20 protein-coding genes and 1 pseudogene are annotated in these 24,438 nt (G+C 61.8%); 15 read left to right on the forward strand and 6 right to left on the reverse strand.

All coding sequences use genetic code 11. From position 1 onward, the window contains the following. Window positions 1-120: 120 nt before the first annotated feature. Together RHSP_RS12245 and RHSP_RS12250 are read right to left on the reverse strand one after the other, a co-directional pair. On the reverse strand, window positions 121-1,680 hold the full coding sequence (locus RHSP_RS12245) for an indolepyruvate oxidoreductase subunit beta family protein (protein WP_004117137.1): 1,560 nt from the start codon (window positions 1,678-1,680) through the stop codon (window positions 121-123). A 9-nt stretch (window positions 1,681-1,689) separates the two neighbouring features. After that, window positions 1,690-3,843, reverse strand: coding sequence for a thiamine pyrophosphate-dependent enzyme (locus tag RHSP_RS12250; RefSeq protein WP_004117138.1), 2,154 nt, complete (start codon window positions 3,841-3,843; stop codon window positions 1,690-1,692). A gap of 356 nt (window positions 3,844-4,199) precedes the next feature. Here RHSP_RS12250 and RHSP_RS12255 point away from each other — a divergent pair, with 356 nt between their 5' ends. The 6 genes from RHSP_RS12255 to RHSP_RS12280 all read left to right on the forward strand — a co-directional run bounded on the left by RHSP_RS12255 (window position 4,200) and on the right by RHSP_RS12280 (window position 10,230). Then, a complete protein-coding gene (locus tag RHSP_RS12255) occupies window positions 4,200-5,735 on the forward strand; it encodes an ABC transporter substrate-binding protein (RefSeq protein WP_037151509.1) in 1,536 nt (511 codons plus the stop codon). Between the two features lie 227 nt (window positions 5,736-5,962). Then, the gene (locus tag RHSP_RS12260) at window positions 5,963-6,970 is read left to right on the forward strand and encodes an ABC transporter permease (protein WP_037151512.1); all 1,008 of its coding nucleotides are present in this window, start codon (window positions 5,963-5,965) and stop codon (window positions 6,968-6,970) included. Continuing rightward, entirely contained in the window at window positions 6,963-7,856 is an 894-nt protein-coding gene (locus RHSP_RS12265; protein WP_004117155.1) for an ABC transporter permease, read from the forward strand. Before RHSP_RS12260 ends, RHSP_RS12265 begins: the two co-directional genes overlap by 8 nt. Beyond that, entirely contained in the window at window positions 7,853-8,725 is an 873-nt protein-coding gene (locus RHSP_RS12270; protein WP_004117158.1) for an ABC transporter ATP-binding protein, read from the forward strand. Before RHSP_RS12265 ends, RHSP_RS12270 begins: the two co-directional genes overlap by 4 nt. After that, window positions 8,722-9,576, forward strand: coding sequence for an ATP-binding cassette domain-containing protein (locus RHSP_RS12275; RefSeq protein ID WP_004117160.1), 855 nt, complete (start codon window positions 8,722-8,724; stop codon window positions 9,574-9,576). The genes RHSP_RS12270 and RHSP_RS12275 overlap by 4 nt, the downstream gene beginning before the upstream one ends. Before the next feature lie 90 nt (window positions 9,577-9,666). Next, a complete protein-coding gene (locus RHSP_RS12280) occupies window positions 9,667-10,230 on the forward strand; it encodes a VOC family protein (protein WP_004117162.1) in 564 nt (187 codons plus the stop codon). 26 nt (window positions 10,231-10,256) lie between these two features. Here the strand turns inward: RHSP_RS12280 and RHSP_RS12285 are convergent, their stop codons facing one another. After that, window positions 10,257-11,879, reverse strand: a complete 1,623-nt coding sequence (locus RHSP_RS12285) for an AMP-binding protein (RefSeq protein ID WP_037151517.1) — start codon at window positions 11,877-11,879, stop codon at window positions 10,257-10,259. Window positions 11,880-12,179: 300 nt separating this feature from the next. Between RHSP_RS12285 and RHSP_RS12290 the strand changes: the two genes are divergently transcribed. The 9 genes from RHSP_RS12290 (at window position 12,180) to RHSP_RS12330 (ending at window position 21,962) form a co-directional block, all read left to right on the forward strand. After that, entirely contained in the window at window positions 12,180-14,498 is a 2,319-nt protein-coding gene (locus tag RHSP_RS12290; protein ID WP_037151520.1) for a bifunctional salicylyl-CoA 5-hydroxylase/oxidoreductase, read from the forward strand. A 7-nt stretch (window positions 14,499-14,505) separates the two neighbouring features. Next, complete coding sequence (locus RHSP_RS12295; protein ID WP_037151523.1) at window positions 14,506-15,285, forward strand: SDR family NAD(P)-dependent oxidoreductase; 780 nt, start codon at window positions 14,506-14,508, stop codon at window positions 15,283-15,285. Between the two features lie 5 nt (window positions 15,286-15,290). After that, entirely contained in the window at window positions 15,291-16,142 is an 852-nt protein-coding gene (locus RHSP_RS12300; RefSeq protein ID WP_037151525.1) for an enoyl-CoA hydratase family protein, read from the forward strand. 4 nt (window positions 16,143-16,146) lie between these two features. After that, complete coding sequence (locus RHSP_RS12305; protein ID WP_004117173.1) at window positions 16,147-17,325, forward strand: acyl-CoA dehydrogenase family protein; 1,179 nt, start codon at window positions 16,147-16,149, stop codon at window positions 17,323-17,325. Between the two features lie 113 nt (window positions 17,326-17,438). Then, the gene (locus RHSP_RS12310; RefSeq protein WP_037151531.1) at window positions 17,439-18,620 is read left to right on the forward strand and encodes an acyl-CoA dehydrogenase; all 1,182 of its coding nucleotides are present in this window, start codon (window positions 17,439-17,441) and stop codon (window positions 18,618-18,620) included. An 8-nt stretch (window positions 18,621-18,628) separates the two neighbouring features. Then, window positions 18,629-19,060 (forward strand): acyl-CoA thioesterase, encoded by a 432-nt coding sequence (locus tag RHSP_RS12315; protein ID WP_004117177.1) that lies wholly within the window; start codon window positions 18,629-18,631, stop codon window positions 19,058-19,060. Beyond that, entirely contained in the window at window positions 19,038-19,433 is a 396-nt protein-coding gene (locus RHSP_RS12320) for a RidA family protein (protein ID WP_004117178.1), read from the forward strand. Before RHSP_RS12315 ends, RHSP_RS12320 begins: the two co-directional genes overlap by 23 nt. A 24-nt stretch (window positions 19,434-19,457) precedes the next feature. After that, the gene (locus RHSP_RS12325) at window positions 19,458-21,425 is read left to right on the forward strand and encodes a 3-hydroxyacyl-CoA dehydrogenase NAD-binding domain-containing protein (RefSeq protein ID WP_004117181.1); all 1,968 of its coding nucleotides are present in this window, start codon (window positions 19,458-19,460) and stop codon (window positions 21,423-21,425) included. Between the two features lie 99 nt (window positions 21,426-21,524). Then, window positions 21,525-21,962, forward strand: a complete 438-nt coding sequence (locus tag RHSP_RS12330; protein WP_037151534.1) for a VOC family protein — start codon at window positions 21,525-21,527, stop codon at window positions 21,960-21,962. 18 nt (window positions 21,963-21,980) lie between these two features. On the opposite strand, the gene RHSP_RS12335 is transcribed toward RHSP_RS12330, so the two are convergent. The 3 genes and pseudogenes from RHSP_RS12335 to RHSP_RS12340 all read right to left on the reverse strand — a co-directional run bounded on the left by RHSP_RS12335 (window position 21,981) and on the right by RHSP_RS12340 (window position 24,348). After that, complete coding sequence (locus RHSP_RS12335; protein ID WP_004117186.1) at window positions 21,981-23,192, reverse strand: adenylate/guanylate cyclase domain-containing protein; 1,212 nt, start codon at window positions 23,190-23,192, stop codon at window positions 21,981-21,983. Between the two features lie 155 nt (window positions 23,193-23,347). Then, window positions 23,348-23,506 (reverse strand): annotated as a pseudogene (locus RHSP_RS33560) (short-chain dehydrogenase/reductase); the annotation flags it as partial. A 101-nt stretch (window positions 23,507-23,607) separates the two neighbouring features. Continuing rightward, window positions 23,608-24,348, reverse strand: coding sequence for an SDR family oxidoreductase (locus RHSP_RS12340; protein ID WP_004117192.1), 741 nt, complete (start codon window positions 24,346-24,348; stop codon window positions 23,608-23,610). Between the last annotated feature and the right edge of the window lie 90 nt (window positions 24,349-24,438).

Raw genomic sequence — 24,438 nt, forward strand, 5'->3', positions numbered from 1 at the left:
GATTTAGAAATTGCGATGAGCTTTTGAATGAGTGGCGGCGTCTGTGTCGCAATTGCTAAGCCAGTGAAATTGCTTTCTCGCCCGCCAAGGGCGAGATAAGGCCCCGCGCTCGCGGCAACCTCAGAGTGTCCCAACCGTCTTCAGCGCTCCATCAAGCGCAACGCCTTTCTCGTCTAGCAACGCCGCCTGCCGCAGCCGCCTCATCCATGCGGCTCCATCCTCGCGGTCTCGCAACAGTGGCAAAGCGGACATCACACGATCGAACTTCGACAGACCGCGCGCATGCGTATCGGAATAGCCCTTGACGAGACGGCGGTTGCCGAGCACCTCGACCGCAAGATCGTAATTCACCGTCAGCAGATTGGACGCCGCCGTGAGCCAGGCTTCGCGATGTTCGACTTCACGCGCGTGGCGCAGGGTGCCGCGACGGATGCGCCGCAGCGCCGAGACCATGTAGAGGCCCAGGAACCAGAATAGCGTGCCGGTCTGAACGCGCCGACCCTTGTTGACGAAGCGATCGAGCCGCGCAAACAGGCGCGGACGGTTCTCGATCCACAGGCCCATGCCCTTCGGCATCGTGCCGCAGACTTCGTCCATGCGCGGATGCATGTATTCGGTCATGTAGACGATCTGGTCGTCCTTGGCTCCGACCTCCTCGCGCACCCGCTCGAAACGCGAGCCGCGCACCTTCAGATCGGCAACGCGAATGACGTCGTCATAAGCCATGGCAACGGCGACATATTTCGCAGCCTGCACGGTGAAGGCGAAATCCTTGTTCGCGCCACCGGCCTTGCGATCCAGCGCATGAAGTGCCGCGACGCGGCTCAGATATTCGTCGGCATAGGCCGGGTCCTGATAGTCCGTAAGCCGCTTCGCGCCAGCAAAAAGCAGCGGATGTGCTACCTCCGGAAATTCCGCGCGGATGCGGTTGACCAGCCGGTCGAGAGCCGGATGGCCGGCCGTATCAGGCAGAACGTCGAAGTGCTTCGGCGGCGTCGCGGAGACAGCGTCGCGGGGCTTTTCCTTGACCCTATCGAAGGCCGCGTTGAACGCCTTGAGGCTTGGCTCGATGCCCTTGCCGCCGGCGCGGATCATCGCCTCGAAAGCCTGCTTTGCGAAAGGAAGCGCGCCGGAACCAGCCAGAGCGCCGAACATGGAAGCGGAAATGACGCTGCCGTTCCGGACAGCCAGCGTCTCCATGTCGAAGGCGATGGTGCGCTTGGCCGCAAAATCCGTGGCGTCGACCACCACTTCGGGATTGCCGATACCATCGCCCGGCTTCTCCTTTTCGCCGACCGCGAAGGAGCGGTGCGTCGAGGCGATCAGCACGGTCTTGTCCGGCGTGACGAGGCCGCGCAGCACGGAACGGCCGGCTTCCATCAGTTCGGCCGCCATGACGACATCGACATCGCCCGGCGTCGGCATCAACGAGAAGATCGGTGCGTGACCGTCGCGGGCCGGCAGCATCTCGATATAGTAGATCGTCGCGCCAGTGCGCTGGGCAACGCCGGGCACTGATGTCGTCTGCGCCATCCAGCCTTCGCCTTCGGCAAGGCCGACGATCCAGTCGGCCAGCACGCCGCCGCCCTGCCCGCCCATGGCGAGAATGGCAAGCGACAGCGGCTTGTCCGTCGAAAGTCTGTTGGCGCCGAGATCACTCATGCTCACATGCTCGTTCATATCGCCCTCTCAATCTGCGAAGACGATACGGCCGGCGCGGCGGCGCGCCTGCAGCCAGCCGATGACGCCGGAACGCAGGCCGGCGACGAAGCGATCCCAACCCGTCGGATTGTGAATGATATCGGCACGGTAGAAGGAGGGACAGAGCGCCGCCGCCTCCGAAACCTCGCCGCAATTGCCGCAGCCGACGCAATTATTGTCGATCGCCGCGACCGGATCGTCCTTCAGCGGGTCGTCGGTATGCTTGACCGACAACGAGGGACAGCCCGAAAGACGGATGCAGGCGTGATCGCCGGTGCAGACGTCCTCATCCACGCCGAAGCGCTCCTTGACCATGCGCTTGCCGTCCTTGACCGCCTTGGCGAATTGCGGCTTCACGCGGCGCTGCTTGTTGAGCATGCATTCCGAGGAGGCGACGATGATCTTCGGCCCCGGCTCCTTCGAGGTCAAAGCCTCGCGCAGCGTGTCGCGCATCTTGCCGACATCATAGGTCCGGTCGATCTGGCGCACCCAGGTCGCGCCGATGCCCTTGACCGCATTGACGATGGAATTGTTGGTCTTGCGGCGCGGATTGAGCGCACGCGAGGACGGTATGTCCTGCCCGCCGGTTGCGGCCGAATAATAGTTGTCGACGATGAGGATGACGCCGTCCTGCTTGTTGAAGACGGCATTGCCGACAGAGGTCGCCAGCCCGTTGTGCCAGAAGCCGCCATCGCCCATGACCGAGATCGCGCGCTTGTCGGCCGCGACATTGAAGGCCGAGGCGGCAGCCGGCCCGAGCCCATAACCCATGGTCGTGCTGCCCAGATTGAACGGCGGCAGGATCGAGAACAGGTGACAGCCGATATCGCCGGAGATGTGATGCTGGCCAAGCTCACCTTCGACCATCTTCATCGCCGCGAAGATCGGCCGCTCGGGACAGCCGATGCAGAAGCCAGGCGGACGTGGCGGCACGACCTCGGCCAGAGCCTTGATCTTCGGATCGTTGAGGATCGGCGTTGGGTCGGGCAGCGGCGGCTGATTGCCGAGCAGCACGCGCTGGTGAACTTCCAGGAAGTTCTTGATGCCCTTCATCAATACGGGCGCGGTATATTCGCCGCCCATTGGAAGGACATCCTTGCCCGCGACCTTGGTCTGGATGTCACGACGGCGCAGGATGGTGTTGAGCGATTGCTCGATATATTCGGGCGCGCCCTCCTCGACCATCAGCACCGCCTTCTTGTTGGCGCAGAACTCGGCCATCTGATCGTCGATCAGCGGATAAGCGACGTTGAGAACGTAGAGCGGCACGGCGGAATTACCGTAGACATCGGCAAGGCCGAGCTGCTGCAGTGCTCGCATGACGCCATTATACGCGCCGCCAAGCAAGATGATGCCGACCTCACCCTCGGAGGGGCCGAAATATTCGTTGAGCTGCCGCTTCTTGATGAAGTCGACCGCCGCGGGCCAGCGCTTCTCCAGCTTCTCCTTCTCGTGCAGGAAGGATGCCGGCGGCAACACGATACGGTTGACGTCGCGGACAGGCTTTTCCAGCGCCTGCTTCAGCGTATAGACCGGGCGCTTGTTGTCCTTGGCGACAAACTGACCATGCACATGGCAGCTGCGGATGCCGACCTGCAGCATGACAGGCGTATTGGAAGCCTCGGAAAGTTCGAAACCCTCCTCCACCGCCTGCACGATCGACGGCAGGTTCGGGCGCGGATTGAGCAGCCACATCTGCGATTTCATCGCATAGGCATGGCTGCGCTCCTGCATGATCGAGGAACCCTCGCCGTAATCCTCGCCGATGATGATCAGCGCGCCGCCCGTGACCCCGCCCGAAGACAGATTGGAAAGCGCGTCGGAGGCAACGTTGGTGCCCGCCGTCGATTTCCAGGTGACGGCGCCGCGCACCGGATACATGACGGAGGCCGAAAGCATGGCGGCGGCCGCCGCTTCCGAAGCCGATGTCTCGAAATGGACGCCCAGATCTTCCATCACGTCCTTGGCGTCGGCCAGCACGTCCATGAGATGGGAAATCGGCGATCCCTGATAGCCGCCGACATAGGATACTCCGGACTGCAGAAGTGCCTTGGTGATCGCGAGAATACCCTCGCCGCGGAAGACATCGCCTTCCCCGAGCTTCAGATCCTCGACCTCGCGCGCAAATGATCGCTCGGCCATAGTCGTTACCCCTTTGCCCCTATGGGCTTCTTTAAATCATTTGCAAAATCATATTTTGAACTTCCTTGAACTGTCAACGAACAAATATGAGATTAGACTGAATGGATTGCCGGTCGAAGGCGAAAGCAGCGTATTCATTTTCCGAAGCCAGAACCTTAGAATGGCAACAAGCAGCACAGATATATGCTTATGCATGGAATATATGCGCCACTCAGCCACCGGATTTTTTGAAAGGACCAGAGAAAGCGCTTGCCGCTCCGAAATACGTATTTTAAGATTAAAACATTCCGACATAAATCGCCAGTGGCGGGCGGGCGTCATGCCTTTCTGCCGCTTAACAGGGGAACGGAGTGACCATGACAACGCTTACTCGGCGCGAGGCCCTGAGCCTCGGCGCAGCAGCATTCATTACTGGGATTCTCGCAGGCCGGACGCCTGTGGAAGCAGCCGAAGCCGGCACGCTGACCATCGCCTTCAACGTCAACTTGCCCTCTTTCGACCCGACTACAGGGCCATCGGCGGTCAATCCGACGATCCAGGCGATCTATCGCTCGATCTTCGACCAGTTCGTCGGCCAGGGACCGGACCTGAAGTTTCAGCCGGGCCTGCTGACGGCCTGGGGCTGGAACGACGACAAGACCAAGGTCTGGATGGACGTCCGCGAGGGCGTCACCTGGCATGACGGTTCCAAGTTCACCCCGGCAGACATCGTCTGGTCGCTGGAGCGGGCCGCCAAACAGGAAACCGGCAACCCGATCCAGTTCATCTGGTCGACCGCCAATAATTATAAGGTGGAGGGCAACCGCATTACCGGCGATGTCGTCCGCTTCGAGCCGACCTTCTTCAAATGGATGGCGTTCCTGACCGGTTACGTCCTGCCGAAAGACTATTACACCAAGGTGGGTGCGGAAGGATTCGAGAAGAAGCCGATCGGCACCGGCCCCTATATGGTCGACGCCTATGAGGGCAATTCCTATCTGCGCCTGAAGGCGAACCCCAACTATTTCGGCGGCAAGCCCTCCTTCGACACGGTCATCTTCAAGTTCGTGCCCGACACGACGAGCCGCGTCGCCGAAATCGAGTCCGGCTCGTCGGACGTGACGCTGGAAATCCCCTATGAGGATTTCGACAGGCTGAAGACGAAATCCGGCCTTGCCGGCGTTGCCACCCCAATCTCCGATATCGGCATGATCTTCATCAGCAATGTCGATCCGATGCTGGACAAGAACGTCCGCCTTGCCGCCAGCATGGCAATCGACAAGGACGCGATCATCAAGCGGCTGCTGCGCGGCTACGGCAACGCCCTGTCGACACTCGAAGCGCCGGAATACGAAGCCTACGACGCATCGGTCAAAATCCCCTACGACCCGGAACAGGCCAAAAAGCTCCTGGCCGCCAGCGGCTATTCGACGAAAAAGCCGGTCAAGTTCACCATCAAGACCACCCGCGGCTTCAAGCCGAAGGACTATGAGATGATCCAGGCGATCGTCGGCATGTGGCGCAAGGTGGGTATCGAGGCAGAGATCGAAGTCTACGAAATCGCCAAGCATTACGAGCTGCGCGCAGCCCACAAGCTCGGCCCGGCCGCTTTCTACAACTGGGGCAACGCCATCGGCGATCCGACGACTTCGACCGGTTTCGCCATGTTCGGCCCCTCGCCGCACTCCGCTTGGAAGACCAAGGATGTCGACGACATGCTGGGGCCGCTCTGGGTGGAAAAGGACGAGTCAAAGCGCATCGCCGGCTGGAAAGCGGCGATCAAATACATCGCCGAACAGGGCTATGTGATCCCGCTGCTGCAATATGTTCAGCCGATCGTCTACAAGTCGAGCCTGAAGGTAACGCCGAACGTCTCTGGCGCCCTGCAGCCGATGCTCGTGTCGAAGGGTTGATGCGTCGGGCTTTGAGCATGTAGCTTTGCCCCTCACCCTAGCCCTCTCCCCGCTCGCGGGGAGAGGGAACGACCTCTGTTCCCTCGCGTGAACAGGCCGTTAGGGGTAGGCTGCAGACGCCTCTTTCCCCTTCTCCCCGTCAAAACGGGGAGAAGGTGGCCGACAGGCGGGATAAGGGGCCGTACTCTCCATTTGCAGCCAGTATAAGTGATCGGAATTCGTGGCGAATGATAACAGTTTCCATTCTCAACCGGCTGATCATGGCCGCCATCACGCTCTTCGGCGTGGCGGTGATCGTCTTCGTCCTGCTGCGCGTCGTGCCGGGCGACCCGATCGCCATGATGATCTCGCCGGGCGCAAGCCCCGCCGATATCTCAGCGCTGCGCGCCCATTACGGTCTCGATGCGAGCCTGACGACACAGTTCGGAATCTGGCTGAAATCGGTCCTTATGGGTGACTTCGGCACATCGATCTCCCTGAAACGCGATGTGTTGTCCCTGCTCGGAGAGCGCCTCCCCGCGACGCTGGAGCTTGCCTTCGCCGCGCTGGTGCTGGCGGTTTTGCTCGGCGGCGCGGTCGCCATCGTCGGCACGCTTGCCCGCCGCACGATTTTCGAGCCTGTGATCGACAGTCTGAACGGTCTTTTCCTCGCCGTTCCGGATTTCGTCTGGGCCTTGGCGCTGGTTCTGGTTCTCGGGGTTCTCTTTCCGCTTTTCCCGCTCTCCGGCCGCATCGACCCGAGCATCGACGCACAGTTTGCGACCCCATTCTATCTCCTCGAAAGCCTGGTGACGCTCCGCTTCGCGATCTTCGCCGACATCTGCGCGCATATGGTCATGCCGGTTCTGGCGCTTGGCCTGCCGCTCGCCGCCATCATCGCCCGCGTCCTGAAAGCCGCGCTCTCCGAGGCCATGGTGCAGGACTATATCCTGCTCGCCAAGCTGAAGGGCATGTCCGAGCTGCGGCTGGTGCTGCAGGAGGCGATGCGCAATGCCGTCGGCCCGACGATTGCGCTGACCGGCATGCAATTCACCTTCCTGATTGGCGGCACCGTCATCGTCGAGCGCATCTTCGCCTATCCCGGCATCGGCAACATGGCGATCGATGCGGTCATCAACCGCGACCTGCCGCTGATCCAGGGGCTCGTCCTGGTTTTCGGCGCCACCTTCATTCTCGTCAACCTGGCGGTCGATCTCCTGGTCGCGGCCTTCAATCCGAGGCTCGCCAATGGCTGACGTCACCTCGCCCGCCATACCGAGACCACCCTCAAGAACGGCGAAACGCATACGGGCATTGCTCGCCGAGCCGAAAGTGATTTTCGGCGGTGGCTTCATCCTGATCCTGATCATTCTCGCGATCTTCGCGCCTTACATCGCGCCGAAGGATCCGTTGGAGCAGGATCTGATGTCCGGCACCTTGCCGCCGGCATGGATCGATGGTTCCGATCCGGGCTTCCTGCTGGGCACGGACGATCTCGGCCGCGATGTGCTATCCCGCGCCATCTTCGGCACGCGCATCGCGCTCACGGTCGCCTTCGTCGCAGCCGGGCTCGCGGCCCTGATCGGCACGCTGCTCGGCCTGCTCGCCGGCTGGTACGGCGGCTGGATCGACAAGGTGATCTCCCGCCTCGTCGATATCTGGATGGCCTTCCCGCCGGTGCTGCTGTCGATCCTTCTCGTCGCCGTCTTCGGCTCCGGCGTGCATTCGGTCATCGCCGCCATCGTCATCATCGACTGGACGCGTTTCTGCCGCGTGGTGCGATCGGAAACGCAGGCGCAGGCACAGATGGATTATGTGACGGCGGCCCATACGATTGGCTTTTCGCGGGCCAGAATCCTCTTCAGCGAAATCCTGCCCAATGTCACGCCCGTGCTGATCGCCCTTGTGAGCCTCGAAATGGGCATCGCCGTCATCGTCGAAGCCATCCTGTCCTTCGTCGGCCTGTCGGTTGCATCCGACACGCCGACCTGGGGCGGCATGATCGCCGAGGGGCGGCAGATGATCTACCAAGGCTGGTGGGTGCTGGTCGTGCCGTTAATCGCGCTCTTTGCGACGGTGCTTGCCTTCAATCAACTCGGCGATGGCCTGCGCCGCGCCCTCGATCCGGTGATGCGCCGATGACATCTCCACTTCTCTCCATTGCCGGCCTCAGTGCCGTATCCGATCGCGACGGCGGCGCGCCGATCCTGCGCGACGTCTCTCTGACGCTCGAGCGTGGCGAAGTGCGCGGTCTCGTCGGCGAAAGCGGTGCCGGGAAATCGACCATCGCCAAGGCCCTGCTCGGCATCCTGCCGCGCGGAGTCCGCATCACGAGCGGATCGATCCTGTTTGAGAGCCGCGATCTCCTCACGCTCTCAGCCAAAGAATTACGCGGCATCATGGGCAGCGATATCTCGCTGATCCCGCAGGACCCGCAGACGGCGCTCAATCCCGGCCGCCGTATCGAGGCGCAACTGACCGATGGCCTGCGGTTGAAGCGGGGCATGTCCTCGGGCGATGCCCGGCGGCGCGCGCTGAAGCTGCTCGAAGAGGTGCATATCCGCGATCCCGAGCGTGTGCTGCGCGCCTATCCCCATGAGCTTTCCGGCGGCATGCGCCAGCGCATCTTGATTGCCGCCGCCTTCGCGCTTGAGCCGAAAATGGTCGTCGCCGACGAGCCGACCACGGCGCTCGACGTCACCGTGCAGAAGCAGATCCTGCGGCTGATCCGCGGCCTGCAGGAAGCGCACGGCACCGCCGTGATCTTCGTCACGCACGATCTCGGCGTCGTCGCCCAGATCTGCGACAGCGTCACCCTGCTCTACGCCGGGAAGGTCATCGAAGAGGGACGCACGAGCGACGTGCTCGCGCATCCGCAGCATATCTACACGAAATCGCTTCTTGCCGCCGGGCCACGCTATGACCGGCCGGATGCCGGGCTGACACCAGTTCCGCAGGCAGTCTTCGAGCAATTGCGCCGCGAAATCGGCATTCCGGAGGGCGGACGATGAGCGTTTCCGATAATCTCCTGTCGGGTAAAGGCATCGAAGTTACCTATGGCGCCAAGCCGCATCTTTTCGGACCGCCGGGCCATGGCATCAAGGTGCTGCACGGCGTCGATATCGATATCGGCCGCGGCGAAACGGTCGGCATCGTCGGCGAAAGCGGCTCGGGCAAGACGACCCTCGGCCGCGCCCTGCTACGGCTGGTCGATGTGACCGCGGGCGCAATCCATTTCGATGGCAAGGACATCACCCGCCTGCCCGCTACAGACATAAGGCCGCTGCGCCGCCGCATGCAGATGATCTTCCAGGATCCGATGGCTTCGCTCAATCCGCGCCACACGATCCGCCGCATCCTTGTCGAGCCGCTGCTCCTGCATAGGCTGGCTTCGGACCGGAAAGACGCCGAGCGACGCGTCGCCAAAATCCTTGAGCGCGTGACGCTGCCCCAGGCCTGCCTCGACCGCAATCCGCATGAGCTTTCCGGCGGCCAGCGCCAGCGCATCGGTATCGCGCGGGCGGCCCTGCTGAAGCCGGATTTCGTGCTTGCAGATGAGATCGTCTCCGGCCTCGACGTGTCGACACAGGCGCAGGTACTCAATCTGCTGAAGGAACTTTCGCGCGATCTCGGCCTTTCCATGGCATTCATCAGCCATGATCTCTCGGTCATCCGTGCCGTCTGCGACCGTGTCTATGTCCTGCGCCATGGCCGTGTCGAAGAAGAAGGCGATTGCGAACGCGTTTTCACCGCACCCGCCTCCGCCTATACGCGCATGCTGCTGGACGCCATTCCGCTGCCCGAAATCGACCCGAAATGGCTTGGGCGCGAAAGTCTGATGGAAGAAGCGCCCGCTGCATGAAGGTCACCCGATCCGGGCGCAAAGTTTGCGCTTGAGCCGCAGGTGTCAGCGGGAATGCAACAATATCGGCATATGGAAAGGGAAGTCTCTATGAAGGATCCTGTTTCAGTAGCAACAAAAGCTGCGGGGCTGCCCGGACTTCGTGGTCACGACCATACGGGACTCACGGTGCCGGATATGAAGCAGGCGGTCGATTTCTTCGAGGACGTGCTCGGCTGCGAGGTCATCATGTCGTTCGGCCCGTTTGCCGACGATAAGGGCACATTCATGACCGATCTGCTCGGCGTCGATCCCAAGGCTGAGATAAAACAGATAATCCAGGTGCGATGCGGCTTCGGATCGAACATTGAACTGTTCGAATATTCAGCCCCCGATCAGCGGGACCTCAAACAGAAAAACAGTGATATCGGTGCGTTTCATATCGCGTTGTACGTTGATGATATTGATGCGGCAAAGGCGTACCTGGACAGCAGGAACGTTGCGACGCGGTTAGGGCCGCTCCCGATCAGCGACGGCCCGGCAGCTGGCCAGTCGATCCTTTATTTCCAGGCACCATGGGGCCTGCAATTCGAAGCAATCAGTTATCCCAAGGGTATGGCTTACGAAAAAGATGCCGAAACCGTGCTGTGGAGTCCGAAAGATCCGGGCAAATGAGGCGGGGTTTGGATAACGCCGCGCGATCAAGCCGGCGGCGGCTTCAGCCGGAAACGCTGTATCTTACCTGATTCCGTCTTCGGCAGGGCTTCGACGAAGATAATGGAGCGTGGATATTTATAGGGCGCTATCACGGCTTTGACGTGATCCTGCAGTGCCTTGACCAGCAGATCCGAGCCAGTGACGCCCGGCGCCAGCACCACATGGGCCTGAACGATATGGCCCCGCTCCTCGTCCTGCTTGCCGACGACGGCGCATTCCAGCACGTCGGCATGCGAAAGAAGCGCAGCCTCGACTTCCGGACCGGCAATATTGTAGCCGGCAGAAAGAATGATGTCGTCGGAACGGGCGGCGAAATGGAAATAGCCGTCTTCATCCTGAATGAAGCTGTCGCCCGTCACATTCCAGCCGTCGCGCACATAGTCGGCCTGTCTGTGATCGGCGAGATAGCGGCAGCCGATCGGCCCGCGAACGACGAGCTTGCCGATCGTGCCGCGCGGCACCTCGTTCATCTCCTCATCGACGACGCGGGCGTCATAGCCGGTCAGCGGCTTGCCCGTGCTCTTCGGCTTGGCATCGGAGAGCCGGTTGGAGATGAAGATGTGCAGCATCTCGGTCGAACCGATGCCATCGAGGATCGGCTTGCCGGTCTTGCGCGTCCACTCGTCGAAGATCGGCCCTGGCAACGTCTCGCCCGCTGAAACCGCTATGCGAAGCGAGGAAAGATCCGCCCCCTCCTCCATGGCGGCCAGCATGGCGCGATAGGCCGTCGGCGCAGTGAAGCTGATCGTCGCGCCATATTCCTGGATGATCTCGACCATGTTCTTCGGCGAGGCATTTTCGAGCAGAGCCGTCGATGCGCCGAAGCGCAAGGGGAAGACGACAAGCCCGCCGAGCCCGAAGGTGAAGGCGATCGGCGGCGAACCGATGAAGACGTCATCAGGCGTCACCTGCAGCACTTCCTTGGCATAGGCGTCGGCGATGATCAGGATATCCCGATGAAAATGCATCGTCGCCTTCGGCACACCCGTCGATCCCGACGTGAAGCCGAGCAGTGCCACATCATCCCGCCCGGTTTTGACCGGCTCGAAACGAACGGGCTTGTTGAGGGCAATCCGGTCGAGTTCGGCGTCGTGATTGGCGGTGCCGTCGAAGCCGACGACCTGCTTCAGGAAGCGGCTGTCCTTGGCAGCCGTGATGAGCTCTTCCAGAAGCCGCGTGTCACAGAGCGCAAACGAGATTTCCGCCTTGTCGATGACCTTCGACAACTCCCCTGCCCGCAGCATCGGCATGGTATTGACCGCGACCGCGCCGACCTTCGTTACCGCCAGCCAGCAGGCGATCATGGCGGGATTGTTGCCGGAGCGGATGAGAACGCGATTGCCGGGCTTGACGCCGAAATCTTCAACGAGCGCATGGGCGATCCGGTTGGTCCAGTCCGCCAGCTCCTTATAGGTGCGACGACGGCCATTGCCGATCAGGGCCACATTGTCGCCGAAGCCCCTCTCGACCATTCGGTCGCTGAGCTCAAAGCCGGCATTCAGCCATTCCGGATAATCGAAACCATCCATCAGCAGCTCGGGCCATTCACCCAAAGGCGGCAAATTATCTCGTGTGAATGTATCGATGTGACCGGTCGGTCCCAGCATAGCCTCGCTCCCACATGCTTCTCGATCAACCGCCATCATGACCGCCTCCCCAAGGCGGTATGTGTGGCGTCGCTAAAAAGATCGCACCGACGAATGAAATGTTCAAGCAAGAAATTTTAAGCCTAAAATATTTTCGTCTATTATTTGATTTAAAAGGACTTTTCGGAGTTTTCGCAGTATCGTGCAAAGGCTCAGCCCGGAGATTCCGGAACGAAATCTCTTGACGAATGACGGCAGCGAGATATTTTAAACTTAAATGATTTTTCGGAACCGGCCCCGGTTTCACAGGAGGGAAAAGCGATGCGCATCGTCTGTATCGGCGGCGGCCCCGCAGGGCTCTACTTCGCGCTTCTGATGAAGAAGCTCCACCCGGAGCATTCGATCCGCGTCGTCGAGCGCAACCGCCCCTATGATACCTTCGGCTGGGGCGTCGTCTTCTCCGACGCGACCATGGTTTCGATGCGCGAATGGGATCCGGAAAGTGCGGCCGAGATCGAGGACGCCTTCAACCATTGGGACGACATCGAAGTCCTGTTCAAGGGCACGCGCCAGCGCACATCGGGCCACGGCTTCGTCGGCATCGGCCGCAAGAAACTCTTGAACATCCTGCAGAAACGCTGCGAGGCGCTGGATGTCGAACTGATCTTCGAGACGGACGTCAATTCCGACCTCGATTACCCGGACGCCGATCTGGTCATCGGTTCGGACGGCCTCAATTCGCGCATTCGCAATCATTATCCGGAGGTCTTCCAGCCGGACATGATCACCCGGCCGAACCGCTATATCTGGCTCGGCACCGACAAGCTCTTCGACGCCTTCACCTTCGATTTTCGCAAGACCGACCACGGTTGGTTTCAGGCGCATATCTACAAGTTCGACGACAAGACCTCGACCTTCATTGTCGAAACCACCGAGGAAGCCTATCTCGCTCACGGCCTCGACAAGGTCGATCAGGACGGCTCCATCGCCTTCTGCGAAAACCTGTTTTCCGAAGTGCTCGAAGACGCTTCGCTGATGACCAATGCCCGCCATATCCGCGGCTCGGCCTGGCTGAATTTCAACCGCCTGATCTGCGGCAAGTGGAGCCATTTCAACGGCAATTCGCATGTCGTGCTGATGGGCGATGCCGCCCATACCGCGCATTTCGCCATCGGTTCCGGAACCAAGCTCGCCATCGATGACGCCATCGAGCTGACCCGTCAGTTCCAGATCCACGGGCATGAGAAGGACAAGATCCCGGCCGTTCTCGATACCTACGAGGAAATCCGCCGCGTCGACGTCGCCCGCATCCAGAACGCCGCCCGCAATGCAATGGAATGGTTCGAAGTTGTCGGCCGCCGCTATGCGGATACGCTTGAGCCGCCGCAATTCATGTATTCGATGCTGACACGCTCGCAGCGCATCAGCCACGAAAATCTAAGGCTCCGCGACAAGACCTGGCTCGAAGGCTATGAGCGCTGGTTTGCCGAGAAATCCGGCCTTGCCGTCGGCAACGACCGGTGCCTGCCACCGATGTTCACGCCCTACCGGCTGCGCGATGTCCAGCTCGTCAACCGCATCGTCATGTCGCCGATGGCGATGTATTCGGCTCAGGATGGCGTGATGAATGATTTCCACATCATCCATCTCGGCTCGCGCGCCCTTGGCGGCGCCGGACTGATCTTCGCGGAGATGACCTGCGTGACCCCGGACGCGCGCATCACCCCCGGCTGCCTCGGCCTCTGGAACGAGGAGCAGGCGGGTCAGTGGAGGCGGCTCGTCGACTTCGTTCACACGAGCAGCGCCGCCAAGGTCGGTATCCAGATCGGCCATGCCGGACGCAAGGGCGCGACGAAACTTGCCTGGGAAGGCATCGACCAGCCGCTTACCGAAGGCGACTGGCCGCTGATCTCGGCATCATCAGTCCCCTACCTCAAACACAGCCAGGTGCCGAAGGCCATGGATCGCGCTGACATGGATCGCGTCAAGGCCGATTTCATCCGCTCGACCGAGCTCGCAATCGAGACCGGTGCCGACTGGCTGGAATTGCACTGCGCTCACGGCTATCTGCTGTCGAGCTTCTTGTCGCCGCTGACCAATCTGCGCGGCGACGAGTATGGCGGCAGCCATGAGAACCGCGCCCGCTATCCCCTCGAAGTTTTCAAGGCGATACGCGCGATCTGGCCGGCACATAAGCCGATCTCGATCCGCCTCTCCTGCCATGACTGGACCGATGGCGGTAACACGCCGGAAGATGCGGCCATCTTCGCCGCCATGTTCAAGGAAGCCGGCGCCGATTTGATCGACTGCTCTTCGGGTCAGGTCTCCAAGCAGGAAAAGCCGGTTTACGGCCGGCTGTTCCAGACGCCTTTCTCCGACAAGATCCGCAACGAGATCGGCATTCCCACGATCGCCGTCGGTGCGATCTCGGAGGCCGATCACGCCAATTCGATCATCGCCGCCGGTCGTGCCGATCTCTGCGCCGTCGCCCGCCCGCATCTGGCGGACCCGGCCTGGGCTCTGCATGAAGCCGCCAAGATCGGCCTGACTTCCATTCCCTGGCCGAAGCAATATCTTTCCGGCAAGATCCAGTATGAAACCAACCTCGCCCGCGCGGCCACGGCAGCACCGGCGAAATGAGGATAAGATGACGACTTCGGGCAAACTCGCCGGCCGCCATGCCCTCGTCACCGGCGCCGGCAGCGGCATCGGCACCGCGATCGCCAGGGCGCTCGCCGCCGAGGGTGCGCATGTCAGCCTGGCGGGCCGCCGCAAGGGGCCGTTGGAAGCGATCGCCACCGAGATCGGCACGGCTGGTTTCGTGGTCGACGGCTTCGATGTCACAAGTCCCGAGGCCGTGGCCCAGGGCCTCGCCAAGGCGCGCGAAAAATTCGGCCCGGTCGATATTCTCGTCAACAATGCCGGCGAAGCGCCGAGCGCGCCCTTCGAAAAGACGAGCCTGAAGGCCTGGAACCACGTCCTAACGGTCGACCTGACCGGCGTTTTCGTGGTGACGCAGGCAGCTCTTCCAGACCTGAAGGCTCGCGGTTCCGGCGCGCGCATCATCAACATCGCCTCGACGGCGGGCTTGAAGGGCTATGGCTATGTCTCGGCTTACGTCGCCGCCAAGCACGGCGTCGTCGGCCTCACGCGCTCGCTGGCGCTCGAGCTGGCCAAGACCGGTATCACGGTCAATGCCGTATGCCCCGGCTTTACCGATACGCCGATCATTCAGCGGTCGATCGAAACGATCGTCGCCAAGACCGGGCGCACGGCCGAACAGGCGCTTGGCGAGTTCACGAAATCCAATCCGCAGGGACGGCTGATCAAGCCGGAAGAAGTTGCCGACACCGTGCTATGGCTGGCATCGCCAGCCGCGGCATCGATCAATGGACAGGCAATTGCGGTTGCCGGTGGGGAGATTTGAACGCCATGAGCGATCGGGACATGACGATGAAGGGACATCTGAAACCCTTCAAAGATTTGAAGCCGCAGCATTTCCTCTGGGATGTCAGCGAAGACGGCCGTGTTGCTACCATCCGCCTGAACCGCCCCGAGCGTAAGAACCCGCTGACCTTCGACAGCTATGCCGAGCTGCGCGATCTCTTCCGCGATCTCGCCTATGCATCCGATATCCGCGCCATCGTGCTGACCGGCGCCGGCGGCAATTTCTCCTCCGGCGGCGACGTCTTCGAGATCATCGAGCCACTGACCCGCATGGCGATGCCCGAGCTCCTGGCCTTCACGCGCATGACCGGCGATCTCGTGAAAGCGATGCGCAAATGCCCGCAGCCGATCATCACGGCAGTCGACGGCATCTGCGCCGGCGCCGGCGCCATCCTTGCCATGGCCTCCGATCTCAGGCTCGCGACGCCGGAAGCGAAGACGGCCTTCCTCTTTACCCGTGTCGGTCTTGCCGGTGCCGATATGGGCGCATGCGGCATCCTGCCCCGCATCATCGGCCAGGGCCGCGCCGCAGAACTTCTCTATACCGGTCGCTCAATGACGGCAGCGGAAGGCCAGGCCTGGGGCTTCTATAACGGCCTGCATGTCGGCGCCGACCTCGAGAGCGAAGCGGTCAAGCTCGCCCGCTCGCTGGCCGATGGCCCCTGGTTCGCCCATGGCATGACCAAGACCATGCTGAACCAGGAATGGGCGATGGGGATCGAGGAAATGATCGAGTCCGAAGCGCAGGCGCAGGCAATCTGCATGGCGACGCAGGATTTCCGCCGCGCCTTCGAAGCCTTCGCGGCCAAGCGCCGGCCGGAATTCCAGGGGGATTGAGCTGATGTCCACGGCAAGCAGCCTCCCCGGCCCGACCCGCGATCATCTGGATTGGCCCTTCTTCGACGAGCGCCATCACCGCTACGCTGCGGAAGTCGATGCTTTCGCAAAGTCTGGCGCCATGGCTTCGATCGACCACGCCGATGTCGATGGCGCATGCCGCAAGCTGGTCAAGGCACTGGGCGATGCCGGGCTTCTTGCCGCTGCAACCGGGTCCTCCGACAGCGAACCGCTGATCGATTCCCGCATGGTCTGCCTCGCCCGCGAAACGCTCGCCTGGCATGACGGCCTTGCCGATTTCGCCTTGGCCATGCAGGGGCTCGGCACGGGAGCCATCGGCCTCTCGGGCTCGCCTGAATTGCGCGCCGCTGTGTTGCCCAAGGTACGCTCGGGCGATTGGCTTGCCGCCTTCGCGCTGTCGGAAAAAGACGCCGGCTCCGACGTGGCTGCCATGAGCTGCGCCGCCCGCATCGAGGGCGATCACTATGTTCTCGATGGCGAGAAGACCTGGATTTCGAACGGCGGCATCGCCGACGTCTACACTGTCTTCGCGCGTACCGGCGAGGCGCCGGGAACCCGCGGCATTTCCGCCTTCGTCGTCTTTGCCGATGATCCCGGCTTCTCGATCGCCGAACGCATCGAGGTCATCGCGCCGCACCCGCTGGCGACGATCCGCTTCGACAATTGCCGCATTCCCGTTTCGCGCCGCCTCGGCGCACCGGGCGAAGGCTTCAAGATCGCCATGCGCACGCTCGATATCTTCCGCGCCTCGGTCGCTGCCGCAAGCCTTGGCTTTGCCCGCCGCGCCCTGGATGAATCGCTGGCGCACGTTCGCGCCCGCCCGATGTTCGGAGCAAGGCTGGCCGACCTACAGCTGACGCAGGCGGCCCTCGGCGACATGGCGACCGGCATCGACGCGGCCGCATTGCTGACCTACCGAGCGGCTTGGCGCCGCGACGTGCAGCACCTGCCGACGACGCGCGAAGCGGCCATGGCCAAGATGACGGCGACGGAAACCGCACAGAGCGTCATCGACCGTGCCGTTCAGCTCTTTGGCGGCCGTGGCGTTCGGTCCGGAGAGATAACGGAGAAACTCTATCGGGAGATCCGCGCGCTTCGCATCTATGAGGGTGCGACTGAAGTTCAAAAACTCATCGTTGCGCGCGAACTTCTGAAGACCTAGAGCAGTTCCGGGAGAATTGCGCAGCAATTTTCCGTCCGGAATTGCATGAACAAGGAAATTGAGCGGTTCAGGGCTTACGAAAACGCCGAACCGCTCCAATGGGAGATACGAGCATGAGCCGCGAGATTTTCGACTGGGCCGACCCGTTCCGGCTGACGGAACAGCTGAACGACGACGAACGCATGGTGCTTGAAACGGCGCATTCCTATGCGCAGGAGAAGCTTGGCCCCCGCGTCCTCGAAGCCTTCCGCAATGAACAGACCGATCCGACGATCTTCCGCGAAATGGGCGAACTCGGCCTGCTCGGCCCGACGATTGCGCCGGAGTACGGCGGCGCTGGCCTCAGCTATGTCGCCTACGGCCTGATCGCCCGCGAAGTCGAACGCGTCGACAGCGGCTATCGCTCGATGATGAGCGTTCAGTCCTCGCTGGTGATGGTGCCGATCGATGCTTTCGGCTCGGAGGCGCAGAAGCAGAAATACCTGCCGAAGCTCGCAACCGGCGAGTGGATCGGCTGCTTCGGCCTCACCGAGCCGAACCATGGCTCCGATCCCGGCTCGATGGTCACGCGGGCAAAGAAGGTCGACGGCGGCTACAGCCTGACGGGCGCCAAGACCTGGATCTCCAACGCACCGATCGCCGATGTCTTCGTCGTCTGGGCCAAGACCGAAGATGGCCTCATCCGCGGCTTCATCCTCGAAAAGGGCTGGAAGGGCCTGTCCGCGCCCGCTATCCACGGCAAGGTCGGCCTGCGCGCTTCCATCACCGGCGAAGTCGTCATGGAAAATGTCTTCGTACCCGAAGAAAACCTGCTGCCGAACGTGTCCGGCCTCAAAGGCCCCTTCACCTGCCTCAACTCGGCGCGCTTCGGCATTGCCTGGGGTGCTTTGGGTGCGGCCGAAGACTGCTATGCCAAGGCGCGGCAATATGTGCTCGACCGCAAGCAGTTCGGCCGGCCGCTCGCCGCCAACCAGCTCATCCAGAAGAAGCTCGCCGACATGGTGACTGAGATCACGCTCGGCCTGCAGGGCTGCCTGCGCCTCGGCCGCATGAAGGAAGAGGGCCATCCGCCGGTAGAGCTCACCTCGATCCTCAAGCGCAACAGCTGCGGCAAGGCGCTGGATATCGCCCGCGCCGCCCGCGACATGCTGGGTGGCAACGGCATCTCGGACGAATTCGGCATCGCACGCCATCTCGTCAACCTCGAAGTGGTCAACACCTATGAGGGCACGCACGACATCCACGCCCTCATCCTCGGCCGCGCCATCACCGGCATCGCCGCCTTTTCGAACTGAGGCCCGCCTTGGCGTTTAGAACCACCAGACCCTTACGTTTCGGAGATTGCGATCCTTCCGGGATCGCATATTTCCCCTCCTATCTGAACATCCTCGTCGGGGTTCTGGAAGACTACTTTGCCTCGCTCGGCTTCCCCTGGAGGCGCTTGATCGACGACCGCCGCATCGGTGTCCCCACCGTGCGGCTCGATCTGACCTTCATGAAGCCGGGCCTACAAGGCGACGAGCTGGAATTCGTGCTTGTCGTCCGCGGCATCGGCCGTTCCTCGCTCGATCTGGAACATCAGGTCTCGGCGAATGGTCAGGTGCTGTGGACGGCCAAGCACCGCGTCGTCGCCACCTCGCTCGACAACAATCAATCGCACGCATGGCCGGATGATATCCGCGCCGCGCTGACCTCTCATCTGGAGAAGACCGATGCATACCATCCTGCAACCTGAAGGCTGGGCCAAGCCGATCGGCTATGCCAATGGCATGGCGGCAACGGGCCGTATGGTGTTCGTCGGTGGCCAGGTCGGCTGGAATGCCACCTGCGAATTCGAAAGCGACGATTTCGTCGAGCAGGTGCGCCAGACATTGAAGAATGTCGTCGCCATCCTCGCCGAAGGCGGTGCCGAGCCGAAGCACATCACCTCGATGACCTGGTATTTCACCGACAAGACTGAGTATCTCAGCAACCTTAAGGGCATCGGCCAGGCCTACCGCGAAACCATCGGCCGGCATTTCCCGGCCATGGCCGCCGTGCAGGTCGTCGCTCTCGTCGAGGATCGCGCCAAGATCGAGATCCAGGCGACCGCCGTCATCCCGGAATAATATCGGACAGGCTGGTAGAGAATCATGTCGGCATTGCGCTTTTCGGACACCATCTCGGCGGCGCTCGCCGACGGGATCCTCGTCGTCACCATAGACAACGCGCCCGTCAACGCGCTCTCAGCCGATGTGAGAGCCGGCCTGATGGCGGCGCTCGATCACGCGGAGAAAGACGGCGCGGTTAAGGGCGTCGTCCTGACCGGAGCAGGCAGCACCTTCATCGGCGGCGCCGACATCAAGGAATTCGGCAAGCTGCCGGTCGAGCCGCTGCTGCCCGATGTCATCTCGCGCATCGAGGCCTTTTCGAAGCCCATCGCGGCAGCAATCAATGGCGCGGCGCTCGGCGGCGGCCTGGAAGTGGCGCTTGCCTGCCATCGCCGCCATGCCGCTCCATCGGCCAAACTCGGACTGCCGGAAGTCAAGCTCGGCATCGTTCCCGGCGCCGGCGGCACGCAGCGCCTTCCCCGCCTGATCGGTATCGCCGCGGCCATCGACGTGGTCGCTAGCGGACGTATGGTCCCCGCCTCCGAAGCTCTAAAGCTCGGCATTATCGATGGCGTATCCGGCGGTGCACTGCTTGCGGATGTTATCGCGGATATCAAGGTAGCCAACGCGCCCAGCCTGCGCCGCACCGGCCATTTGTCGGTGCGTTCGGAAACGGCTGACGCTGTCGATAGGGCAGCGGCAGACGCATCCCGCAAGGCGCGCGGTCAACGCGCCCCCTCCGAGGCCGTCCGCCTCATCCGCCTGGCGGCAACCGCCTCCTTGGCAGAAGGACTGGCTGAAGAGCGCCGCACCTTCATCGAGCTTCGCGACAGTGAAGAGGCGGCGGCCCTGCGTCATGTCTTCTTCGCTGAACGTGCCGCCGGCAAGGTCGAGGGGCTGGAAGCGGTCGCTCCGCGCAAGATCGAAACGATCGGCATCGTCGGCACCGGCCTGATGGGATCAGGCATTGCTGTTTCGGCGCTTAACGGCGGTTTCCGCGTCATCGGCGTCGAACAGAGCGCGGAAGCCGCAGAAAAAGGCCGAGACCGGATCGTCGGTCTGCTCGATAAGGCCGTACAATCAGGCCGTCTCGATGCGGCTGGCCGTGAGGAACGCGTTGGTCGCTTGACGGTAACGGCCGACATGCAGCAACTGACACAAGCCGGCATCGTCATCGAAGCCGTCTTCGACGATCTCATCGTCAAGACCGAGCTGTTCCAGCGCCTCGATACGATCGTTCCGGCCGAGACAATTCTCGCCACCAATACGAGCTATCTTGATCCTGATGCCATCGCCGCCGCCACCAAGCTGCCCGAGCGCGTCGTCGGGCTGCATTTCTTCTCGCCGGCGCATATCATGCGACTGCTGGAAGTGGTGAACTGCAAGGAGACGGCGCCCGACGTGCTGGCGACAGCCCTTGCGCTGGCAAAGCGGCTGGGCAAGCTGCCCATCGTCTCCGGCGTCACCGAAGGCTTCATCGGCAACAGCATCTTTTCGGCCTATCGCCGCGAAGGAGAATATATGCTCGAGGATGGCGCCTCGCCGCAGGAGATCGATGCGGCGCTGGAGGCCTACGGCTTCGCGATGGGTCCGTTCGCCGTCTTTGACATGGCGGGCCTGGAAATCGCCTGGGCACGCCGCAAGCGGCAGGCCGCGACACGCGATCCTTCGGAACGCTATGTCGTCATCGCCGACCGGCTCTGCGAAGCCGGACGCTTCGGCCAGAAGGCCGGACGCGGCTGGTATGCCTACCCCGACGGCAAGAAGACGGTAGATCCGGAAGTAACGGCCGTGATCGAAGCCGCGCGCGCCGAAAAAGGCATCCTACCGAAAAAGTTCACCGCAGAAGAGATCGTCGCCCGTCTGCTCAAGGCCATGGTCGATGAAGGCGATACCCTGCTTTCGCGGGGAATCGCCGCCCGCGCCAGCGACATCGACCTCGTCATGATCAACGGTTACGGCTTTCCCTCGAGCAAGGGCGGGCCGATGTTTGCCGCTGGCCGTCGCTGAGGGACAGGTTAACCTCGGGTGCTTGAGAGCAATTCAAGCCGCCGTTGTTCGGCCAGGTAACACCCTGTAGAGTTGGGCGACACTTGGGAGATCGGCAACATGGCGCTCAAGCGTATGGATAACGTCGGGATCGTCGTCGAAGACCTCGGAGCGGCGATCAATTTCTTTCTCGAACTCGGCCTCAAGCTCGAAGGGCGAGCCACAATAGAAGGAGAATGGGCGGGACGCGTTACGGGGCTGGGCGATCAGCATGTCGAGATTGCCATGATGCGCACGCCGGACGGACACAGCCGGCTTGAACTCTCCCGCTTCATCAGGCCGGCTGTTGTCGCAGATCACCGCAATGCTCCGGTGAACGCTCTTGGCTACCTCCGCGTCATGTTTACCGTTGATGACATCGACGAGACGCTTGAAAGGCTCCGAAAACAGGGCGCGCAACTCGTCGGCGACGTCGTCGATTACAACGGTATCTATCGGCTCTGCTACATCCGGGGACCTGAAGGGCTTCTCATCGGATTAGCCCAGGAACTGAGCTGAGCGCGATAGCAGTACCGATCAGGCGGCCGAAGACAGCAGCGTAAACAGTTCCTGTGGCCGGTTGACGCCGCGCAGCGCATAGCGGCCCACAGAGACGAGATCGTTGCCCCGGTTGGTCGACAGCGCCTCGACGAAATTCGAGGACATCAGGACGTTGCGATCGGCCGATCGGCACATCGAGGCGATGCGGCTGACTTCGTTGACCGCAGGCCCGATGACCGTGAAATCAAGCCGGTCCATGCTGCCGATATTGCCATAGAAGACGTCGCCGATGTGCAGGCCGAGATAGACCTCCGTCACCGGCCTTCCTTCGATCTGCCGCTGCGAGTTGAGGTCGCGCAGCCGCTGGCGCAGCAGCGATTCCGCCATCAGCGCGGCAGCGCAGGCATCGGCGGAATTCCGGGCCTTGAAGATCGCCAGCGTGCCGTCGCCGATCAGCTTCAGCACATTGCCGCCCGCCTCGTGGATCGAGGAGATGACCGCATCGGCATAGGCATTCAACATCGGGATGATTTCGTCCGGCTCGGCCGTATCCGAGATACGCGTGTAATTCGCCAGATCTGAAAACCAGAGAGCAGCCGAAATCCGTTCCGTCTTACCGCGGGTGATCTTGCCTTCGAGCACATGCCGCGCGGCATCCTCGCCGAGATAGACCTCGGCAATGGTGCGGGCGATGCGGCTCATGCCGGTGCATTTGATCGCTAAGGCCAGAGCCGGCGTCAGCTTGCGCAGCACGCGCAAATCTTCCTCAGGAAAGCCCACTTCGGCGGCCGTCGCGAAGTTGGAATAGAAGCAATCCATCTCGCCGATCGTGCCGCCTTCTTCGAAACGGTGCACCATGGCGATGTAATCGGTGTGCCCGTCGGCCAGCAGCGTATCGAGCCCGAAGAAATCGGTGGGCTCGCCGAAACCGATGCGCCGGCGCACCTCGTCTCCGCCCGTCGTCAGCATGTGATAAAAGGCGGAACGCTGCCAATTCTCGGAGGCGATCCCCTGATGCGTCGGGCCATATTCGAACTCGCGTTCGATCAGCTGATTGCCGTCCCAGCGAAAGGCACGTCCCTCATAAACCGGATGCAGCGTGTCCATCAGCGCCATGGCGCGATCGATGTTGAGGCCATGCTGACGGCACTGCTCGCAGAAACCCGCCAGGATATCGGCTTCCGACATCCCCTTGAGACCGGCCTGCATGAGCCAGCTGGCAATTTCGCCAATGTCCTTCGCGTCCATGGATATCTCCCGACCCTCTGAGGGACTCGCTTTAGTACGAAACTCAAATACTTGGAATGCCGTACCGCACAAAATAGTCTCGACGGAAGCAAGAGATCGCCGCTTCTGTGATATGGAAACGGCGATCGACACGCTGGAAGGGTAGCGGCGAAGCCTCAGCTCAGGATATGAGGCCTCAGCAGATCCTCCACACCGATGCGCCGGAAGAGCTCTGCCCGCACCCGGTCGGCAACGCCGTTGACGATTTCCGCGCCGTCTTCCGATGGATCTATATGGATACGCAAGGGGCGCGTGCCAAACGGCATGTCGACGACTTGCTTGCTCATGATCCTGCCCCTTTGTGGGATTGACTGTCGCTGACGATTGGTAGGAATGGAGAGATCGGCGGCAGGCATTGCCCTGCCGCCTGATTGGCTCAGATCATGCCGCCATTGGCGCGCAGCGTCTGGCCGTTGACCCAACCGCCGTCCGGGCCGACTAGGAAGGAAACGGCGGCGGCGATATCCTGCGGCGTGCCGAGGCGCTCCAGCGGGTTCATCTTGGCCATGCGGTCGATGAGCTCGTCGCTCTTGCCGTTCAGGAAGAGATCCGTGGCCGTCGGGCCAGGCGCGACCGCATTGACTGATATCGAGCGGCCGCGCAGTTCCTTCGCCATGATGCCGGTCAAAAGCTCGACGCCTGCCTTGGTAGCGGCGTAGACGCCATAGGTTTCGAGCTTCAGGCCAACGATGCTGGTCGAGAAGTTGACGATACGGCCGCCGTCACGCAGACGCTTGCCGGCCTCGCGTAGCGTATTGAACGTGCCCTTGAGGTTGATGGCGATATGGCGGTCGAAATGGGCGTCGTCCGCATCGGCAATCTTGGCAAGCTGCATGATGCCGGCATTGTTGATCAGAACGTCGACACCGCCGAAGGCAGCCTCAGCCGCATCGAACATGCGGCGCACGGCCTCGACATCGGAAACATCGGCCTTCTCGGTCAGCGCCTTGCCGCCCTTTTCCTCGATCTTGCGAGCGAGTTCCTCGGCAGCGGCCTCGCTGCCCGAATAGTTGATGACGACGGTAAAGCCATCCTCAGCCAGACGCTCGGCAATCGCCGCACCGATACCGCGCGATGCGCCGGTCACGATTGCTACCTTGTTGGGATTATTGCTCATTTTCCTCATCCTTCGTTGCTTTGCGCCGTAGCGCGTTTCGATGAGGAGAAGATGCCCCTTTTCATAATGCGGATAATCGGCCATTAATCG

Origin of the sequence: Rhizobium freirei PRF 81 (assembly GCF_000359745.1) — a bacterium.
Lineage (GTDB): Bacteria > Pseudomonadota > Alphaproteobacteria > Rhizobiales > Rhizobiaceae > Rhizobium > Rhizobium freirei.

What these genes read in the sequence shown, in the direction of transcription:
- RHSP_RS12245 (WP_004117137.1), bottom strand. Translation starts at nt 1,680, where the DNA reads ATGAACGAGCATGTGAGCATGAGTGATCTCGGCGCCAACAGACTTTCG.
- RHSP_RS12250 (WP_004117138.1), bottom strand. Translation starts at nt 3,843, where the DNA reads ATGGCCGAGCGATCATTTGCGCGCGAGGTCGAGGATCTGAAGCTCGGG.
- RHSP_RS12255 (WP_037151509.1), top strand. Translation starts at nt 4,200, where the DNA reads ATGACAACGCTTACTCGGCGCGAGGCCCTGAGCCTCGGCGCAGCAGCA.
- RHSP_RS12260 (WP_037151512.1), top strand. Translation starts at nt 5,963, where the DNA reads ATGATAACAGTTTCCATTCTCAACCGGCTGATCATGGCCGCCATCACG.
- RHSP_RS12265 (WP_004117155.1), top strand. Translation starts at nt 6,963, where the DNA reads ATGGCTGACGTCACCTCGCCCGCCATACCGAGACCACCCTCAAGAACG.
- RHSP_RS12270 (WP_004117158.1), top strand. Translation starts at nt 7,853, where the DNA reads ATGACATCTCCACTTCTCTCCATTGCCGGCCTCAGTGCCGTATCCGAT.
- RHSP_RS12275 (WP_004117160.1), top strand. Translation starts at nt 8,722, where the DNA reads ATGAGCGTTTCCGATAATCTCCTGTCGGGTAAAGGCATCGAAGTTACC.
- RHSP_RS12280 (WP_004117162.1), top strand. Translation starts at nt 9,667, where the DNA reads ATGAAGGATCCTGTTTCAGTAGCAACAAAAGCTGCGGGGCTGCCCGGA.
- RHSP_RS12285 (WP_037151517.1), bottom strand. Translation starts at nt 11,879, where the DNA reads ATGCTGGGACCGACCGGTCACATCGATACATTCACACGAGATAATTTG.
- RHSP_RS12290 (WP_037151520.1), top strand. Translation starts at nt 12,180, where the DNA reads ATGCGCATCGTCTGTATCGGCGGCGGCCCCGCAGGGCTCTACTTCGCG.
- RHSP_RS12295 (WP_037151523.1), top strand. Translation starts at nt 14,506, where the DNA reads ATGACGACTTCGGGCAAACTCGCCGGCCGCCATGCCCTCGTCACCGGC.
- RHSP_RS12300 (WP_037151525.1), top strand. Translation starts at nt 15,291, where the DNA reads ATGAGCGATCGGGACATGACGATGAAGGGACATCTGAAACCCTTCAAA.
- RHSP_RS12305 (WP_004117173.1), top strand. Translation starts at nt 16,147, where the DNA reads ATGTCCACGGCAAGCAGCCTCCCCGGCCCGACCCGCGATCATCTGGAT.
- RHSP_RS12310 (WP_037151531.1), top strand. Translation starts at nt 17,439, where the DNA reads ATGAGCCGCGAGATTTTCGACTGGGCCGACCCGTTCCGGCTGACGGAA.
- RHSP_RS12320 (WP_004117178.1), top strand. Translation starts at nt 19,038, where the DNA reads ATGCATACCATCCTGCAACCTGAAGGCTGGGCCAAGCCGATCGGCTAT.
- RHSP_RS12325 (WP_004117181.1), top strand. Translation starts at nt 19,458, where the DNA reads ATGTCGGCATTGCGCTTTTCGGACACCATCTCGGCGGCGCTCGCCGAC.
- RHSP_RS12330 (WP_037151534.1), top strand. Translation starts at nt 21,525, where the DNA reads ATGGCGCTCAAGCGTATGGATAACGTCGGGATCGTCGTCGAAGACCTC.
- RHSP_RS12335 (WP_004117186.1), bottom strand. Translation starts at nt 23,192, where the DNA reads ATGGACGCGAAGGACATTGGCGAAATTGCCAGCTGGCTCATGCAGGCC.
- RHSP_RS12340 (WP_004117192.1), bottom strand. Translation starts at nt 24,348, where the DNA reads ATGAGCAATAATCCCAACAAGGTAGCAATCGTGACCGGCGCATCGCGC.